Origin of the sequence: Alloprevotella rava (assembly GCF_014195585.1) — a bacterium.
Lineage (GTDB): Bacteria > Bacteroidota > Bacteroidia > Bacteroidales > Bacteroidaceae > Alloprevotella > Alloprevotella rava.
In genome coordinates this window covers 78,828-96,145 of record NZ_JACICA010000001.1, presented here as the reverse complement: position 1 = coordinate 96,145, position 17,318 = coordinate 78,828, and the positions used below count along the sequence as shown (strand labels likewise).

General features: G+C 43.3%; 15 protein-coding genes and 5 tRNA genes. 5 read left to right on the top strand and 15 right to left on the bottom strand.

The window, feature by feature from the left end:
* Nucleotides 1-12 precede the first annotated feature (12 nt).
* Nucleotides 13-600 carry a nicotinamide riboside transporter PnuC gene (gene pnuC, locus FHS60_RS00370; RefSeq protein ID WP_183693457.1) on the top strand — a complete coding sequence of 196 codons (588 nt, stop codon included), beginning with the start codon at nucleotides 13-15 and terminating at the stop codon, nucleotides 598-600.
* A 776-nt stretch (nucleotides 601-1,376) separates the two neighbouring features.
* On the opposite strand, the gene FHS60_RS00365 is transcribed toward pnuC, so the two are convergent.
* The 6 genes from FHS60_RS00365 to FHS60_RS00340 form a co-directional block, all read right to left on the bottom strand.
* Complete coding sequence (locus FHS60_RS00365; RefSeq protein ID WP_244957382.1) at nucleotides 1,377-2,957, bottom strand: hypothetical protein; 1,581 nt, start codon at nucleotides 2,955-2,957, stop codon at nucleotides 1,377-1,379.
* Between the two features lie 97 nt (nucleotides 2,958-3,054).
* Complete coding sequence (locus FHS60_RS00360) at nucleotides 3,055-3,294, bottom strand: hypothetical protein (RefSeq protein ID WP_183693451.1); 240 nt, start codon at nucleotides 3,292-3,294, stop codon at nucleotides 3,055-3,057.
* 780 nt (nucleotides 3,295-4,074) lie between these two features.
* Nucleotides 4,075-5,325: a phosphoglycerate kinase gene (locus FHS60_RS00355; protein WP_183693448.1), complete on the bottom strand. Its 1,251-nt coding sequence runs from the start codon at nucleotides 5,323-5,325 to the stop codon at nucleotides 4,075-4,077.
* Nucleotides 5,326-5,393: 68 nt separating this feature from the next.
* Nucleotides 5,394-6,041, bottom strand: a complete 648-nt coding sequence (gene nth / locus FHS60_RS00350) for an endonuclease III (RefSeq protein WP_009348218.1) — start codon at nucleotides 6,039-6,041, stop codon at nucleotides 5,394-5,396.
* Nucleotides 6,042-6,650: a riboflavin synthase gene (locus FHS60_RS00345; protein WP_183693445.1), complete on the bottom strand. Its 609-nt coding sequence runs from the start codon at nucleotides 6,648-6,650 to the stop codon at nucleotides 6,042-6,044.
* Between the two features lie 12 nt (nucleotides 6,651-6,662).
* Entirely contained in the window at nucleotides 6,663-7,160 is a 498-nt protein-coding gene (locus tag FHS60_RS00340; RefSeq protein WP_009348221.1) for a hypothetical protein, read from the bottom strand.
* 234 nt (nucleotides 7,161-7,394) lie between these two features.
* On the opposite strand from FHS60_RS00340, the gene rpsA reads away from it, so the two are divergent.
* On the top strand, nucleotides 7,395-9,167 hold the full coding sequence (gene rpsA, locus FHS60_RS00335; RefSeq protein ID WP_183693441.1) for a 30S ribosomal protein S1: 1,773 nt from the start codon (nucleotides 7,395-7,397) through the stop codon (nucleotides 9,165-9,167).
* A 526-nt stretch (nucleotides 9,168-9,693) separates the two neighbouring features.
* Here the strand turns inward: rpsA and FHS60_RS00330 are convergent.
* The 6 genes from FHS60_RS00330 to FHS60_RS00305 all read right to left on the bottom strand — a co-directional run bounded on the left by FHS60_RS00330 (nucleotide 9,694) and on the right by FHS60_RS00305 (nucleotide 10,964).
* Nucleotides 9,694-9,768: transfer RNA gene (locus FHS60_RS00330), tRNA-Arg, on the bottom strand.
* Nucleotides 9,769-9,824: 56 nt separating this feature from the next.
* Nucleotides 9,825-10,469 carry a hypothetical protein gene (locus FHS60_RS00325; protein WP_183693438.1) on the bottom strand — a complete coding sequence of 215 codons (645 nt, stop codon included), beginning with the start codon at nucleotides 10,467-10,469 and terminating at the stop codon, nucleotides 9,825-9,827.
* A 93-nt stretch (nucleotides 10,470-10,562) separates the two neighbouring features.
* Nucleotides 10,563-10,635, bottom strand: a tRNA-Gly gene (locus FHS60_RS00320).
* 33 nt (nucleotides 10,636-10,668) lie between these two features.
* Nucleotides 10,669-10,751, bottom strand: a tRNA-Leu gene (locus FHS60_RS00315).
* A 31-nt stretch (nucleotides 10,752-10,782) separates the two neighbouring features.
* Nucleotides 10,783-10,865, bottom strand: a tRNA-Leu gene (locus tag FHS60_RS00310).
* A gap of 26 nt (nucleotides 10,866-10,891) precedes the next feature.
* Nucleotides 10,892-10,964: transfer RNA gene (locus FHS60_RS00305), tRNA-Gly, on the bottom strand.
* 406 nt (nucleotides 10,965-11,370) lie between these two features.
* Here FHS60_RS00305 and FHS60_RS00300 point away from each other — a divergent pair.
* Both FHS60_RS00300 and FHS60_RS00295 read left to right on the top strand, forming a co-directional pair.
* Entirely contained in the window at nucleotides 11,371-11,916 is a 546-nt protein-coding gene (locus FHS60_RS00300; protein WP_183693435.1) for a chromate transporter, read from the top strand.
* Nucleotides 11,913-12,485, top strand: a complete 573-nt coding sequence (locus tag FHS60_RS00295) for a chromate transporter (RefSeq protein WP_183693432.1) — start codon at nucleotides 11,913-11,915, stop codon at nucleotides 12,483-12,485. The genes FHS60_RS00300 and FHS60_RS00295 overlap by 4 nt, the downstream gene beginning before the upstream one ends.
* 89 nt (nucleotides 12,486-12,574) lie before the next feature.
* On the opposite strand, the gene spt is transcribed toward FHS60_RS00295, so the two are convergent.
* Nucleotides 12,575-13,762: a serine palmitoyltransferase gene (gene spt / locus FHS60_RS00290; protein WP_009348225.1), complete on the bottom strand. Its 1,188-nt coding sequence runs from the start codon at nucleotides 13,760-13,762 to the stop codon at nucleotides 12,575-12,577.
* 194 nt (nucleotides 13,763-13,956) lie between these two features.
* Here spt and FHS60_RS00285 point away from each other — a divergent pair, with 194 nt between their 5' ends.
* Entirely contained in the window at nucleotides 13,957-15,003 is a 1,047-nt protein-coding gene (locus tag FHS60_RS00285) for a diacylglycerol/lipid kinase family protein (protein WP_183694313.1), read from the top strand.
* Nucleotides 15,004-15,591: 588 nt separating this feature from the next.
* Here the strand turns inward: FHS60_RS00285 and FHS60_RS00280 are convergent.
* Complete coding sequence (locus FHS60_RS00280) at nucleotides 15,592-16,287, bottom strand: tetratricopeptide repeat protein (RefSeq protein WP_183693429.1); 696 nt, start codon at nucleotides 16,285-16,287, stop codon at nucleotides 15,592-15,594.
* 4 nt (nucleotides 16,288-16,291) lie between these two features.
* A complete protein-coding gene (locus FHS60_RS00275; protein ID WP_183693426.1) occupies nucleotides 16,292-17,308 on the bottom strand; it encodes a VWA domain-containing protein in 1,017 nt (338 codons plus the stop codon).
* Nucleotides 17,309-17,318 lie beyond the last annotated feature (10 nt).

Here is a 17,318-nt window from a genome sequence, read left to right as displayed (position 1 = left end):
AAACTTACATATATGGATATATTCTTACTTCTCGACATTGTCGGCACGTGTATCGGACTGATCTATTTGTGGCTCGAATACAACGCCAAGCGGTCGTTATGGATTGTGAGCATGATTATGCCCGCCATCGACATTTTTCTGTACTACGAAAAAGGCTTGTATGCCGATTTCGGAATGGCGATCTATTATTTGCTGATAGCCATCTACGGATGGATCGTTTGGAACTTTGGACAAACAAAGCAGCAATCGGCCGTGAACCACAAAAAGGCATACCGCCCTATCGTCAAGACTCCCACATGGCAAATACCGCTCCTCACGCTCGCCTTTGCAGGGATTTGGGCACTGCTTTATTTCGTTCTCACAAAGACCGACTCTACCGTCCCCGTTCTCGACAGTATGGCCAACGCGCTCTCTATCGTTGCCATGTGGATGCTGGCACGCAAATACTTGGAGCAGTGGCTCGTGTGGCTCGTGGTAGACGCCATCCTCTGCGGCTTGTATATCTACAAGGGAGTACCCTTCCATGGCGCACTCTATGGCTTCTACACCATCATAGCTATTTTGGGCTATCGAAAGTGGCAGCGAATGCTGAAAGCTTGAAGCCCTTAGCGGCGCTCCACCTAAAGTTCAAAAGCCAATACGCTTATCTCCCACCCAGATTTTCAAGGAAAAGCTTCAGCTGCTATATAAGCAACAAGCTATCCATATCATACAACTAAAAACTCTTGGGAAAGAAGAATAAGCACTACCTACTCCCGCCGCCAATATCCTTATTGCGTCTGAAAATACAATAAGGCTGTCAGCTCACATCCTTATTGCGTCAGCCCACACCCTTATTGTATTTTTGAGCGCAACAAATAAGGTCGCAACTAAAAGAAAACAAACTCCTCTCCAGAGTTTGTTTTTTCGTTGTCACGTCGTCACGTTGTCACACTTTGAGCATAACTAACTGAAAATGTAAGGATTGCAGGTGTGACAACGGTGTGACAATAAAAATTTTGTTGTCACGCCCACAAGCACCTGTCTATCAACATGTTTACTCCTGCGTGACAACGTGACAACAAAAAATGAGTTTTTTCTTGGTAGGAGTGATAATAGAAGCAACAGTTTCTATCCACTGTCCCCGGAGGGGACACACCATGCGTAACCGCGGGTAATGCCCGAACAACAGTGAGGGTGAACCCGTGGAGAAATGGATAATAGAATCCTCCGACACCGGAGGTGTCGCACAGCGCCCACTTTTGCTCATGTGATTCCCTCTACGCTTGCCGTGCGATGCTTCCAACAAAAATCCGCAATAACTCTAAGTAGGTATTGCGGATTTTTACTGTTCAATAATTTTTTTCGTGCTTTCTTATCCAAGTGCTTCGCTGAAGTTACTCGAACGGCTGACTCCAATAGCCATTGTAACGATAGTTACCACCACATGTAATATTGTTAATATGATCGAAGTATAGGTGGTATGCGAAGCCGCTACTTCCTGGATTGGCGCTGGATGTCCAATACCTACCAATAGAGGAAACATAATATAGCAAACCATTGGTAAAGTGTCCCAAGGCAGGTAGGTAGAAATACTTGCTCGCATCAGCGGAAGAAGGGAGAGTATTGGATGTATGCCACTGACCGCTGGTTGTCACGCCAATCCGCCAGTCTGTTCCGTCAGGAGCCGTATTAGCGTTAAAACCACTGATATAATCTTTCTTCTTAAGCCAAATACCACCTTTATATAAGTGGCTCATCAAACTCCATAACTGAACGCCGTCCCAACGGGGATCGCCCTTCGATGCGTACCACACCATTTCATTGATATTGGGGTAGGTCTGGAAAAGAGGTGTCGTTGCATCATTTTTTATACCATTGGCTGTAGCACTCTCGTTATACCACCGCGGATCGGTATTATTCTGAGCGTAGCTACCTGCCAGTTGAGTAGAAAGTATTGGTTGATTGCCACCTTTATTCCATTCGTGACCTTCCCAGTACTGCTTCTTAGCATCCCACATGTAATACCGACTACCGTCATAGTTACGCACTGTGAGATCGGCTGTAATATCATAAACCTTGTTTGCCTCAAAGTTCTTAGCGGACAAGATTTTGGTAACAGCACCCTCAATGTTAGTAACAGGGTCTTTCATATAGTAATCCACAGTGAGCGTATGCGTACCAGGAGCGATCACCATGTAAGCGGCATTGGTGGCCACACTCGTTACGGTGTTGCTCAGAGGGAATCCATTGGGAAGCGTTGTTCCCTGCGTAGTAAGGGTAATTTCAGTAGCAGCATTAGCCGTAGGCGCAGAGGAGAGACCGGACATCGAAAGGGTATAGTCGCCAGCAATAGCGTTGTCCGACTTTACTACGATTTTCGTAAGAAATACATTCTTGCCAAGCGCAGCATTGGTAACGCGGGGCAGGAAGCAAAGATAGGTAGCCTTGTGGTCTAGCATAAACTCGAAGTGGTCGCCCATACGAGTTGCCGTGGCTGTTCCGCAGTCGCCCGACACACCAATATGCTTAGCATTGTTGGGAGCGGTCTGTAGCTGAGCAGTAGAAATACTCACCTTGTTAGATGTAGCACCTGCTGATGCACCTGTGTAATACACTTCATAGCTGTTTTGAGCCGTATATGCACCAGGCACTTGGAAGCGCGCCCTGGGTTGAGTAGCAGAGATATTGGTCATAGTGCTTTTCTGCAGCGCATTGTTATCGTCCTTTACATAGATTTGATCTCCTGGTTCCCAGTAGAAGTCGCTTCCCGTGAGATATTGGTGACCACCCATAGAGGTTCGAGGGGTATACTTCATTAAGCGATTGGGAGACACACTGGAAAAAGCAGTCAGCGCTGAAGAATTATCTGTTTCTTTTCCTTCTGTGCGATCAATGTTTTCATCTCCAGCACAGCCTGCCATAAAGGACAGCATTCCTACAGTGAGGAGGTTTAGATAGATTTTGTTTACTTTCATTGTCTCTATTTGTTTATTATTTTGGTTTACTAAAGTTTTTTTACGCATGCTCGTTTTATCTCTATTCTACACTCAAAGAAAGAGAAAGAGCGGATGCTTAATCCCACAAACTGAAACTGCTAGACTGATTCCATTCTCTCCGAGTGTCGCCCATAGAACCGCCCGACTCACCGCTATTGTGACCATTGTTGCCACTATCGCCGAGATCGCCTCCTGAAGTAGAACCATTATGACCACCTTGGAATGAACCGCAGAGCGGCTGCTTCTCTGTGCTAATATGCAGCACATAGGACTCGGGCTTGGTGTAGCTCAGTTTTGCTATTTGTCCTTTGTTCATAATAAAAAAATTAAACTTGATATTTTACTAGTTAGTTCTGAATGATTTTTGCGGAAAATACTATTATTACGCTCTTATATTACCTTGCTTGGGGATACAAAAAAATAAGCAGAGGAAACTCTTGAGAGTCCTTCGCCTATAATTGCCCGCGAGCTTCTGCCGCGAGCGGTAATATAGAAAATACTAAATGAAGAGAATATAAGCGGAAGTACGCCTATACTATAAATACAGAGAGAGAGAGAGAGAGAGAGAGAGAGAGTATAAAATTATTTGAAACTGCCAAATAATTCAACACTTTTTTCGCAGAAAAACTTACATCCCACAGCTCTATATATGTATCTTTAGCGGATAAAGAAAGATGATGCAAATTCTTATAATTCTCTAATACGTTCATTCAATGGTAGTTATAGCCAGCCGCAAAAATACAGAAAGTTTTTCGGAAAGGCCAAATAAAAATACAAAAATATAAAAAGAGAGTATATAAGAATACAGATTCATCCCCGAATTGTACTGTTTTTTTATGAGTAAAATGACTCAAAGAGCACGCTTTTGTGTGGAAATTTGTTTTGTCAACTACAAAGATAAGAATAAAGGGGCTTACACACTTTTTTAGGACAGTATCAAGCAGAGCAAATAAAAGTAAGTTCTTCCCCTCGCTTTTGCATCATCTTTATGGGACGGAAAAAGCAAATAGAAAAAGCAGTTGCCACTCAAAGAGGAGTAGCAACTGCTTACATGATATTTATTCGTTTCCGCCTAGTGAGCGAAAGCAGAACTTATTTATTCGCCTTTGATAGCCACAATTCCAGGAAGAGCCTTACCTTCGATAGCCTCAAGCAGAGCACCACCACCAGTAGAAATATAGCTTACCTTGTCAGCCATACCGAACTTGTTGATACAAGCAACAGAGTCGCCACCACCAATGAGTGAGAAAGCACCATTTGCAGTAGCTTCAGCAATGGCATCAGCAATAGCGCGAGAGCCGTCAGTGAAGTTGTCGAATTCGAACACACCTGCAGGACCATTCCAAAGGATTGTCTTTGCGGTCTTAATGGCAGCAGCAAAAACCTCACGAGTTGCGGGACCAGCATCCATACCTTCCCATCCTTCGGGAATATCGTTGCTGGGGCAAATCTGAGTATTGGCATCGTTCTTAAAGTCGTCGCCAGCAATACAGTCTGTACCGAGAACTAGATTTACGCCTTTTTCTTTGGCTTGCTTCATCACGTTGAGCGCAACATCGAGTTTGTCGTCCTCACAAATGGACTTACCAATTTTTCCACCCATAGCCTTTGCGAAAGTATAAGTCATACCACCGCAGAGAATCAGGTTGTCAACCTTACCAAGAAGGTTTTCGATAATTCCAATCTTTGTGGAAACCTTAGAACCGCCCATAATGGCCGTGAAGGGGCGCTTGATGTCACTCAGAACAGCATCAACAGCTGCAACTTCCTTTTCCATCAGATAGCCGAGCATCTTGTGGTCAACATCGAAGTAGTCTGCAATAACAGCAGTAGAAGCGTGTTTGCGGTGAGCAGTACCGAAAGCGTCCATCACATAGTAGTCAGCATAAGATGCAAGGGTCTTTGCAAACTCCTTCTGGCGAGCCTTCATTTCTTTCTTAGCTTCGTCGTAAGCAGGATCAGCCTTGTCGATGCCTACTGGCTTACCTTCTTCCTCAGGATAGAAGCGGAGGTTCTCCAACAGGAGTACGTCGCCAGGCTGCAAAGCAGCAGCTGCTTCCTGAGCCTTTGCGCAGTCGGGAGCAAACTGAACAGGAGTGCCGAGAGCTGCACTAACGGCCTCTGTAATCTGACCGAGAGAGAATTTGGGGTTTACTTGGCCTTTGGGCTTGCCCATGTGGCTCATGATAATGAGTGCACCACCATCTGCCAATACTTTCTTCAGCGTGGGCAAAGCACCACGAATACGGGTATCGTCAGTGATCTTACCATTCTCGTCAAGAGGCACATTAAAGTCTACGCGAACGATGACTTTCTTACCTTTGAAATCGCAATTGTCGATTGTCATATTTGTTATATTTTAGATGAAAAGATTTGTGCGCGAAGATACTGCAAAACAATGAAACCACAAAACGCTTACTTCGCTTTCGCCTTGATGGGTCCTTTACAGAGATGTGATAGCCCACACTGCTCGCATTTTGGTCGCAAAGCCGTACAAGTGTATCGACCATGAAGAAGCAGCCAAAAATGACTATGTGCCACGTCCTCCTCTGGGATAAACTTACGCAAAGCCATCTCGACTTTATAGGGAGTATTAGCACTAGCTGGGACTAAGCCCAAACGATGAGCCACACGATAGATGTGCGTATCAACAGCTAGGGCAGCCTGACCAAAAGCGACAGCCAAAACCACATTGGCAGTTTTTCTACCTACGCCTGGAAGCTGTGTGAGTTGTTCCAATGTCTGAGGTACTTCCCCTTGAAACTTCTCCACTAACATTTTTGCAAGTTCCACCAAATGTTTGGCTTTAGCATTGGGATAGCTAACAGAACGAATATACTCAAAAATGGCTTCGGGAGTAGCTTGCGACATCTCAACGGGCGTTGGGAACGATTCAAAAAGAGCGGGGGTTACCATATTCACACGCTTGTCGGTACATTGTGCCGAGAGAACAGTAGCAACAAGCAGTTGAAACGGAGTTTGAAAATGCAACTCCGTTTCAACATTGCCGTGAATCGGGGCTAAATAAGCCAAGACTTCACGGAATAAATCAATTTTCCTCATTTATTTTTCCTCGAAATGCTGTAGGCGGGCGATATACTTTCCGATAATATCAAATTCGATATTAACTTTTGTGCCCTCCTCAATAGCGTGAAAGTTTGTATGCTCGTAAGTATAAGGAATAATACTTACCTGAAACGAATTATCGGTAGGGTTGCACACTGTCAGGCTTACACCATTGACTGTCACACTACCTTTGTCAACGCAAAAATAACCCCGACGAGCCATTTCTGGATTGGCAGCATATTCGAACGTAAAGAAATAGCTTCCATCCATATTCTCCACTTTTGTACAAACGGCCGTTTCGTCGACATGTCCTTGAACGATATGCCCATCTAGGCGACCGTTCATCATCATAGAACGTTCTACGTTGACTTCATCACCCACTTTAAGAACACCTAAATTGGAGCGCTTCAAAGTTTCGTCCATTGCCGTCACAACATACTGTTTCCCTTCTCTGCTCACCACAGTTAGACAAACACCATTATGGGCAACGCTTTGATCAATGCCTAATTCATCACCAAAAGAACATTCAAAAGTGAAATGGATATTTGTATTTTCACGCTCTATGCCTACGACACGCGCCGTAGTCTCTACAATACCACTAAACATAAACTTCTATTATTATTCTGCAGCTCTATAAAATCTATCTCTCTTACCTGTTTTCAAATCTTTAAAAACAAGACTATCATCGTCCATACTGAGAACCTGGACAAATGTACTATCGTCTAACACCAACTGCCCATTTACAATATGGAAAGCACGTGTAAACTCACGCACCTGAGTAACATTGATGGCTTGAGCCACTGAGGCTTCAGGAGTTCCTTTCTTATTTATAGTGACTGCCCAACGATCATTTTCATGGCTACCTTCATAGTCACCGAAGATATTATTGTTGCCACGATCCAAAGTAAGAACTGAACTCTGAGAGTCGGGCAAGAAAGCGAAAGTTTGGCCGCCCATCTCATCAATAGCTACCTTACCATAAAGAGTACTATCGGCTACAATAGTATCACTATCCTTTGCTTTGGATTTATCAGCCCCCTGCCCTGTCTTATTACCTACGCATCCCACAGCTGTTAGGAATGTGAGTGCTACAATATAAAAGAATGATTTCTGCATAAGTTTTTATAATTTTTCTGCTGCTAAATTACGCATTTTCCATAATACAGACAAAAATACGAAGTTTCTTTGCAAAAAACGACCGTAAATGTTTGTTGTTCAAAGAGGAAAGTGTAACTTCGCGCCCGACTCGAAAGAGCCACAAGTTCACATGTTTAACTATTTAATGGATGTGGGGCAACAGAAAGCAAACGACTTTCGGCCGCCATCCGCAAAACAACTACCAAAAAATTTATGGCAGATTTTAAAAATGTTCAGCCGCTCGACGGCTTTGATTGGGAATCATTCGAATCAGGTGCTGTAGCAGCAAGCCAGAGCAAGGAACAAGACGAGAAGGCCTACACTCAGACCCTCGGTAAGGTAAACGACAACGATGTTGTTGAAGGTAAGGTCATCTCTGTAAACAAGCGCGAAGTCGTTGTTAGCATCGGCTTCAAGAGTGATGGTATCGTTCCCGTGAGCGAATTCCGTTACAATCCCGATTTGAAAGTAGGTGACTCTGTTGAGGTTTACATCGAAAATCAAGAAGACAAGCGTGGCCAGTTGGTACTCTCTCACAAGAAGGCACGTCTGAGCAAAGCTTGGGATCGCGTTAATGCAGCTCTTGAAAACAAAGAAATTATCAAGGGTTACATCAAGTGCCGCACTAAGGGTGGTATGATTGTTGATGTATTTGGCATCGAAGCATTCCTTCCTGGTAGCCAGATCGACGTTAAACCCATCCGTGACTACGATGTATTCGTTGGTAAGACAATGGAATTCCAGGTTGTTAAGATCAACCAAGAATACCGCAACGTTGTAGTGAGCCACAAGGCTCTCATCGAGGCAGAACTCGAACAGCAGAAACAAGAAATCATCAGCAAGCTGCAAAAAGGTCAGGTACTCGAGGGTACTGTTAAGAACATCACCACTTATGGTGTATTCATCGACTTGGGCGGTGTTGATGGTCTCATCCACATCACAGACCTCTCTTGGGGTCGCGTAAACGATCCGCATGAGGTTGTTGAGCTCGACCAGAAGTTGAACGTTGTAATTCTTGACTTCGATGAAGAGAAGAAGCGTATCGCACTTGGCTTGAAGCAGCTCACTCCGCATCCATGGGATGCTCTTGATGCTGACCTCAAAGTTGGTGACAAGGTTCACGGCAAGGTTGTTGTTATGGCAGACTATGGTGCATTCGTTGAGATTGCTCCTGGTGTTGAAGGCCTTATACACGTTAGCGAAATGTCTTGGAGCCAGCACTTACGCAGTGCACAGGAATTCCTCAAAGTTGGTGATGAGGTTGACGCAGTTATCCTCACGCTCGACCGTCAGGAACGCAAGATGTCTCTCGGCATCAAGCAGCTCAAGGATGATCCTTGGAAGAATATCGAAGAGAAGTTCCCCGTTGGCAGCAAGCACACAGGTAAGGTTCGCAACTTCACAAACTTCGGTGTATTCGTTGAGCTCGAAGAAGGTGTTGACGGTCTCGTTCACATCTCTGACCTCAGCTGGACCAAGAAGGTTAAGCACCCCTCTGAATTCACACAGCTCGGTGCTGAAATGGATGTTGTTGTTCTCGAAATCGATAAGGACAGCCGCCGTCTGAGCCTCGGTCACAAGCAGCTCGAAAAGAATCCTTGGGACGTGTTCGAACAGACATACAGCGTTGGTAGCGTACATAAAGGCACTATCACTCAGCTCATGGACAAGGGCGCAGTTGTGTCTCTCGAAGATGGTGTTGAAGGTTTCGTAACTCCGAAGCACCTCCAGAAGGAAGATGGCAGCAAAGCTCAAGAAGGTGAAACTCTCGACTTCAAGGTGATCGAATTCAACAAGGACAGCAAGCGTGTAATCCTCTCTCACAGCCGTACTTTCGAAGAGGGCGCAGCAGAGGAACGTCGTCCACGTCGCGCCGCTGGTAAGAAGGAAACTGCGGCCGCAAACGTTCAGAACCAAGTTGCTACAAACAGCCTCGGTGATAACGATGCTCTCGCAGCTCTGAAAGCACAGATGGAAGGCAAGTAAAAACCTCCACTATATAAAATCTCTATTAAGTAGGTGTGCCTAGGAAGACACACCTACTTTTTTATTTAACAGTATATCATACCCATCTACCTTAAACTGATTCCAAGAAATGAGGCTAATAGCAAACTCCACAAGGCCTACACCCCATATGCTTTACCTTTTCTAGCGACGCGAATATAATCTTTCCACTACTGCGATTAAGTCCCCTACAGCCATTCGTCTTATGATATACTCTGGCACTTTTGATACAGTGTTAATATAAACTTGTAGCGCGACCTCTCTTATCTCGAAAACTATACTTGGCTCTATCAAGCAGAGCATCGTAAATAAAAGCATTACCTTTTCCATGCTTTTATTAGTTTGATCGATAAAAAATTCTGATTTATAACTTAATCCTAGTCAGAAATTGAATTCTTCGTCATTTATTACAATACAAGTATATACCCACAAATACATTTTAATATTAATCACTTTCACAAGGTATGAAAACAAAAATAGGATATCTATTTTTAGATATCCTATTTTGTGATTCCGACGGGATTCGAACCCATGACCCACGCTTTAGAAGAGCGTTGCTCTAATCCAACTGAGCTACGGAACCATTAGCGAGTACAAAAATAATAATTTTATCGTTGCCTACAAAATGATTCTGCAAATTTACGCATCCTCTGCTTCTGTTTCAGATATCGCAGAAATCTCAGTCGATACCGGCTCTTCATTCAATACTGCCTCTGGAGAATCTTCAACTAAATTCTCACCTACGAATTCAAATTGGAAACTAGAACCTTTGGCCGAGGGAAACTGGCTACGCATATCAATATCTTGGCGTCCCTTTAGATATTCCATCATTCTGCTGTAACATTCTTGACCATTATTAGCCTTAATAAAAGCCTCAAAAGGAGTATCTTGATACTGAAATTTATTAGTTCCAGGAATCAAGGTTACACGTTTAAAAGTAAGGGAGCAATGATACCAACCAAATTTCTGAGCAGTCAAGAGTGAAACTTTATAATCCTTACGATTCAGCACCTCTGCCTGAATAGGTGCAGGAATCACCTGTTGCTTGCGATTAGATTTAAATTCGTCCATCGTTTCAGCCGTTGTCTTTATTAAGATGAAATAAACGCGCGGACGAATCTTATAACGTTTTGGATACGGCATATCGCTTTCTACATAGCGATAAATGTCATCCACCAAATCTTGAGATATTATAAGATCGGGGATATTCTGAAGAAAATCTATTACTTCTTCAACGGAATGTACAAGAATATCTTGATCGAAAAACCTTGCGTAAATGTTCATTTTTTTCGGTTATAAGCAGAGCTGTCTAATATGTAAAAAAAAATCTATCATAACAAACTTGGCTTTACCCATGTAAGTTATAATAGAAACTTGAGCGGCAAACGGGGCTCGGACCCGCGACCTCAACCTTGGCAAGGTTGCGCTCTACCAACTGAGCTATTGCCGCAAAACTTTCAGTACTGAAACTGAAAGCATCTAGTGAAGAGGAGGAGACTCGAACTCCCACAACATAATGTCACTACCCCCTCAAAGTAGCGCGTCTACCAATTCCGCCACCTCTCCAAATAGATTCTCTGATGATCAACATGGGTAGTGCCCAGAACAGGACTCGAACCTGCACAACATTGCTGTCACTAGTACCTGAAACTAGCGCGTCTACCATTCCGCCACCTGGGCATAGCAGATCATCTGTTCAAAAAGTGAGCGGCAAACGGGGCTCGGACCCGCGACCTCAACCTTGGCAAGGTTGCGCTCTACCAACTGAGCTATTGCCGCATACATCTGCTTTTCAGCAGGCATTTCTCTTAAATGCGATGCAAAGTTACAACAATTTCTCAAACCTGCAAGAACTCTCACAAAAAAAACATGCAAAATGTGAAATGTTTTTCCAATTTTGTCGTATTTGAAACGTATACAAAGCAGTTTTCCGCAAAATATAGGAAACGGACAAGCTAACAGGAAGAACAAACCAAAAGACAATCCCGCAGCTAAACTCTCCTACTCCTATTATATTATATGTATTAGATATCATATGTAAAATCTCGCTCGATCAGTTAAATATTTATTTAAAATGCACCAATGTTTAAACTTTACCCTTGGAATCTTTACCTAAGAAAAGATAAAGTTTCTATTAACTCCATTCAAAAGATGTAACTTTGCAAGCAGAATTAAAAGTATCGAGATGTTGTTAAAGTTTTTTCTGTCATGCAGTAAGATAGGAGCTTTCACTTTGGGTGGAGGTTATGCCATGATTCCAATAATGGAGCAAGAATTTGTCGATAGACATCACTGGATGAATAAGCAAGAGTTTATGGATATTATGGTAGTAGCCCAAACTACTCCTGGAATCTTCAGCATAGACATGGCCAGTCATATCGGGTATAAACTAAAAGGTGGTTGGGGCGGTATTGTTGGAGCCATGGGTATTGCCCTTCCATCTATCATCACCATTACTTTGATAGCTATATTCTTTCAAAACTTCAAGGACAACATATATGTAAATAAATTTTTCTGTGGTGTGCGTCCTGCTGTAGTTGCGCTGATTGCCGCTCCTTGCTTTAAGATGGCAAAAACAGCGGACATAACATGGAGCACATCATGGATACCACTTGTAAGTTGCCTACTCATTTGGCTATTGGGCGTCTCCCCCATTTGGATTATTTTAGCTGCTGGCATTGGCGGTTATCTTTGGGGACAATACAATAAACGTAAAGAACAGAAGCCATGATATTTCTAAAACTCTTTTATGTCTTCACCAAGATAGGCATTTTCAACTTTGGCGGTGGCTATGCCATGTTGTCTCTTATTCAGAATGAAACAGTCGTCAAAAACCATTGGCTGACCAATGCTGAGTTCACAGATATTGTTGCTATTAGTCAAAGCACACCAGGCCCTATTGGAATCAATGCCGCTACGTATGTAGGCTACACTGCCGTTATCAACGCTGGCTATCCACATTGGGCAGCAGTTTGTAGTGCTGTAATGTGTTCTATTGCCGTGATGTGGCTTGCATTTATCCTTATGATCTGTGTCAGCAAATACTTAATTTCCCATAAAGACTCGCGGGAAGTAAAAGATGTGTTCAAGACTCTTCGCCCCACCATTGTTGGGCTTATTGCCGCAGCAGCACTCCTTTTGATGACACCAGACAATTTCGGTTCTCCGTCCAATAATCCCTATCTCTTTGGTTTGAGCATTATTATTTTTGCTGCAACTTTCTTTTTCACTAGATTCAAAAAAACAAATCCTATTCTCATCCTACTTATCTGCGGCATGATAGGATTAGCTTTCTATTAAGCGGCATTGCTGGACAAACAGAATAAAGAGAGAGGCGCGGAATCAATCCGTACCTCTCTTTTATTTATATCCAAATAGTTTATTGGGGACTATTTGATAACATCAAGTTCTTTGAACACCTTCGCCAAAATTTGCACACCACGTTCTACTTCCTCTATTGTATGATTCGCCATCAAAGCAAAGCGTACGAGAGTATCTTGCGGAGCACAAGCTGGAGGAATCACGGGGTTTATGAAAACACCTTCTTCAAAAGCCTTAGCTGTAACCATGAAGGTTTTTTCTACATCGCGCACGTAGAGAGGAATAATTGGAGACTGCGTATCGCCAATCTCAAAACCTTCCTCTCGGAAACGCTTCAGCGCATAGTTTGTCACCTCCCAAAGGTGTGCCAAACGCTCTGGCTCATTTTTAAGAATGCGAATGGCCTCACGTGCACAAGCTGTTGCAGCAGGAGTGGCAGAAGCGCTAAAGATATAGGTACGAGCATTGTGACGCAGCCAGTTAATGATCGTCTTGTTAGCAGCAATAAAGCCACCGATGCTAGCGAGCGACTTACTGAAAGTTCCCATAATTAGATCCACTTCATCCGTCAAGCCAAAGTAATCACATACACCGCGCCCATCACGACCAAAGACCCCCAAGCCATGAGCCTCATCTACCAATATAGTAGCATCGTACTTGTGCTTGAGTTTCACAATTTCAGGAAGATTACACAAGTCGCCTTCCATAGAGAACACACCATCCACAACAATGAGTTTCACAGACTTGGGTGAGCACTTCTGTAACTGGCGCTCCAAGTCTTCCATATCATTGTGTTTATACTTCAAGCAAGTTGCAAAACTCAAACGGCGACCATCAACGATTGAAGCATGGTCTCTATCATCACAAATGATATAGTCTTCACGCCCTACCAACTGAGGAATAACACCAGAGTTAACCGTAAAACCTGTAGCAAAGCACAGAGCCTCATCTTTACCAACATATTCAGCAAGTTCCTTTTCCAGCTGAACGTGAATATCTAATGTCCCATTCAGAAAACGGGAACCAGCGCAACCAGAACCATACTTACGCATAGCCTCTACGCCTGCTTCTATCACACGATCATCGCCAGTAAGACCTGTATATGCATTAGAGCCAAACATCAAGACTTTATGTCCGCCCATCTCGACTTCAGTACCCTGCTTGCCCTCAATCTCTCGGAAATAAGGATAGATCCCCTTTTCCATACACTCTTGAGGCAAAGTATACTTGGCTAATCTCTCGTCTAAAATACTCATATCAATTATTTGTGTATTTTTACTTTTTGATAATTTCGGGCGCAAAGATATGAATTTAATCTCTAATAGGTGGGACAACGACACATTTTTTTGATTTTTGGGCAATCTCTTTTCGCCCCCCAAAGTTAAGGTTTTGACTATCTTTCTTTTTCCACATATTATTTCTATCTTCGCGCCACGAATAAAAAAACATGATGAGTAAAAAGAGACTCCTATACATTATCAATCCCATTTCGGGAAACGGAAAGAAAGCCAATATCATTCAAGCCATCGAAAAGTACACGGACACAAGTACTTTCAATTACGAAATAAAAAAGACAGAATATGCAGGCCATGCAGCCGAACTTGCAAAAGCTGCGGCAGAAGCTGGCATAGAAGCTATTGTAGCTGTGGGGGGAGATGGCACAATCAACGAAGTGGCCCGCTCGATTGTTGGTACATCATCTGCGCTGGGCATCATTCCTTGTGGCTCAGGCAATGGACTTGCGCGCCACCTGCAAATACCTATGAATCCTGTAAATGCCATCAAGATCATCAATAAAAATGTAGTGCATTGCCTTGATTATGGCCTCATCAACAATCATCCTTTCTTCTGCACCTGTGGCGTTGGTTTCGATGCGGTCATCAGCAAACGCTTTGCTGAAAGTGGTCGTCGAGGCCCAATTACATATATAGAGAATGTATTAAAAGAAAGCCTAAGCTATAAGCCCGAAATATACACGATTGAGGATCTCTCCTCTACTTCTTCCGACAATCAGCCAAAAAAATATCAAGCATTCCTCATAGCTTGCGCCAATGCGTCCCAATATGGAAACAATGCTTACATAGCTCCACAAGCATCTATGAAAGATGGTTTGATGGACGTCATTATCATTGAACCGTTTAGCGCACTCGAAGCTCCACAAATAGCCGTTCAACTCTTCAACAAGAGTTTGCTAAAGAACAGCCATATCAAGATGTTCCAATCATCTCAAATTCGTATTTCGCGCTCCTCGGAAGGTGCTGCCCACTGCGACGGAGATCCCCTGTCAATAAGTAATACTATCGACGTAAAACTCGTTCCTCAGCAGTTCAACATCATCGTAAACCCCGAAGCGCATACTCCGAAGAAAAATCTTTTCCAACTGCTTATGGAAGATGTAGACGAATGGTGGATATGGCAACAAAGAGCCTTGAGGAAACAACGAGTGGGCATCAAGCGTCTCAACCGAAACATTCTCAACAAACTCAAAAAGTTATAAGTTTCTTTCGTTTGTTTATACAAAGAAAAGAGAGAACACTTTCCTCACTAAAGGCCACGAAGGAATCAATCTATTTCCTCGTGGCCTTTCATTTATTTTGTAAACACATTTCTTATTCTACTATCTCAAGAAAAGCTTAAAAGCCAAGATAGCTGCCAACAGATGAAATAAGAGGCAAGATTAAAGTAGCAATAAAATAGGGATTTTCACAGATTCGCAAGGGGTATCGAAAAATACAATAAGGGTATTTCCAAACGCAATAAGGAAGTCGGCGGATATCCTTATTGTATCCTCGGACAGAATAAAGAAAAATAGAAATTCCTAAACGCAAAAGCATGCGCAAAATGCACAATTTCTACACATCTTTTGATTTTGTCTCCATAAAATTGGGATACGCTGCAAAAAAAGTCATACAATTTTGCCCACATCCATCACTTTCCTCTGCTTCTTTCTGATAGTTTTCTCTAGAACAGGAAATAGGTTTATCAAATAAAACAAACAAATCCAGCTCAAGGATCATTCAAGAAAAAGGATAATTTAAAATCAAGAGAGCAAGTCGGAAAATTCCACCATATCGTCGCTTTTTGTTTACCAGTTATTTCTCTTATTCTTGCGCTTTGGCTGGGCTTGGTTCACCTTCTCTTTAGCTTGTTCTTCCGATTGTCGGACCAAGTTGAGGAGTTGTTGTACTTGCTGGTCGCTTTGCTGCTGTTGCTGATTGGAAGAGTGCTGGTTTTGAGAACTCTGTTGCTGTTTTTGCTGTTGCTTCTGCTGTTGGTTTTTATCCTGTTGTTTTTTGTTGTTCTGATTGTCCGAACCCTTATTTTTCTTGAGTTGCTTTTGGCAGAGAGCAAGGTTGTAGCGCGATTGTTCGTTATCGGGATTCTGACGCAAAGCATCTTTGTAGTTGTCTATGGCTTGCAGAAGAAATTGTTGCCACTGTTCGACAGGCGCAGTCAGGGCTGCCCGCTGATTGATATAGCCCATATTGTGGAAAGCCATGCTCTTGATGTAAGGATTCTTCTCGTAGCGAGTGGCCAACTTGAATTGTTGCATAGCTGCATCAGGATTTTTCTTAGCCATATAAGTGTCGCCAAGATTAAAATAGGCGCGCGCATTATTGGGCGACTGTAACAAAGCCTTGCGATAAGCCACCTCGGCAGCATCGTAACGCCCCGAACGAAACTCCCTATTCCCTATATGGATTTGCTTCCAATCCTCCGTTTGGGCATGAACTGAAACGGCACACATCAACAGCAAGGAAAATAAAAGTCCTTTTTTCATACTACTACTTCTTTCTAAAGATATGCAGACGGTCAATCCAGGGATTCTGCGTCTCAAACATAAAAAAATCCATTATCAATAAAAGCAAGACAATAAGCCCTATGGCCTGAAATTGCTCATTGTAGGCCGTTTCTGTGTCTTTTAGTGGGGCGTGCTGCATTTGATCGAGTTCATGTTGCAACTGCGTTTGGGCATTGCTCGTATTATCGATATGGAAATACAGTCCTTTACCTGCCTTCGACAGCTCCTTACACATTTCCTCATTTAGTCGTGTGATAACGGGTTGTCCGTTTTCATCTTGCAGCGGCCCTTCAGGCGTGGGAATCTGCGTTCCCTCTGTTGAACCAACTCCTAACACAAAAAGTTGTCGCCCCTCTTTAGCCACCTCCTGCGCAGCCTCAACTGCTCCGCCTTCATGGTCTTCGCCATCGGTGATTAAGATAATGGCTTTCCCTACATTCTTTGCATCTGTAAAACTCTTATCAGCTAAACGTATGGCCGCGCCTATATTTGTGCCTTGCGAGGTGACCATATTTGTGGAGATGGCGTTGAGAAAAACTTTTGCCGAAGCGTAATCTGTGGTGATAGGCAATTGCGGATAGGCTTCTCCTGCGAAAACACCCAGCGAAACCTTATCATTCTGCATCCTATCTATCATCGTGGAAACAAGCAGTTTTGCCCGTTCCAAACGATTGGGCTGCACGTCCTCAGAAAGCATCGAATTGGAAATATCAAGCATAAAGGCAACTTCAATACCTAATTTTTCCTTTGTGACTTGCCGTGCTCCCATCTGCGGACGCGCAAGCATCACTAAGCACAAGGCCAAAGCTGAGAGAAGCAAGGCAAACTTTGTCAGAGGTCGCCAAACAGAAATGCCAGGAACCAAAGACTTTAGCATTCTTCGACTGCCCCAACGCTGCTCTTTCTTGACACGTTGGAAAGAGGTGTATATATACAAGAGGACAAGTAGCGGCACGGCTATCAGTCCATATAAATATTCAGGATTTGCAAAATGAAACACGATACTTTCG